General features: G+C 50.4%; 1 protein-coding gene. It reads right to left on the bottom strand.

Translation table 11 applies throughout. The features are described 5' to 3' along the window. Positions 1-298 precede the first annotated feature (298 nt). On the bottom strand, positions 299-808 hold the full coding sequence (locus OGV93_RS01265) for an antirestriction protein ArdA (protein ID WP_000129958.1): 510 nt from the start codon (positions 806-808) through the stop codon (positions 299-301). Between the last annotated feature and the right edge of the window lie 121 nt (positions 809-929).

Raw genomic sequence — 929 nt, 5'->3', positions numbered from 1 at the left:
CAATCCACGGATAACACAATAGCGCACTGGCAAAGGATGCCGACGCCTGAAGGGCGTTGGCACCCCGAAGGGGCGGGGCGAGACGGGAACCGGCTCGATGCGCAGCACAGCAGAGCGGCCCCGAAGGGGTAACGCCCTGTGTGGCATCAGGATTTAGCGCAATGGCAGAACATGAGCTGGAGAGATCACCGGCAAGCAGCAGCAAAGGGGCGGCGCAGCCGCCCAGATGGCTGTTTGCCGATACCGGCGATTAATTAGAGCGGTGTTTAATATCCCCCGCGTGGCGGGGGACTAGGTTTCAGCAAGTCATGTTAAATACGTGTCCGTCATGTAAACTGAAATCCCCAATAAACAGATCCCGCGCATAGGCTACGATGTCAAAATATCGGGCTACGGATTCAGGAATTTCATTCAGTAGACCGCTATCATTCAGGTATTCCTCTGCAAAAGTTTCTTCGTCCTTAGCTTCGCCCATATAGGCATCTCTAAACAGGTCGAAATCAGTGCTATTAAACAGATCAACAAAGGCCACAAACGCCGCTTCGTTTCCTTCCTCGCGGGCTTGTTTAAAGCCGTTAATAAAATCCCAGTTGATATGGCACTCTGACGCCATATCAGACGGAATACCCTCCCAATCCTGGAACATAAATTCTGGATCAGCCTCATTTGCGTGTAACTCGCGGCAGCGCTCGTAAAACTCCTCTGAGCTATCAAAATCGGTCAGATCGAGCCAGGCTCCCGCAATGCTTCCGCAGTTGTATTTATGGTAAGTGCCAACATAAACAGAAGGGGTCGTAATATCAGTCATGGTGTACTCCTTAAAGCGCCGATACCGGCAATTTTTCGGGCGGCGGTATTGCCTCCCGATGATTTAATTATCGGTGATTACGCCTTTAAAGTCAATACAAGTACGGAATTTATTTACATGT

This window comes from Citrobacter sp. Cb031, assembly GCF_030336725.1.
GTDB lineage: Bacteria > Pseudomonadota > Gammaproteobacteria > Enterobacterales > Enterobacteriaceae > Citrobacter > Citrobacter braakii.
This window is presented reverse-complemented; position numbering and strand designations above follow the sequence as displayed.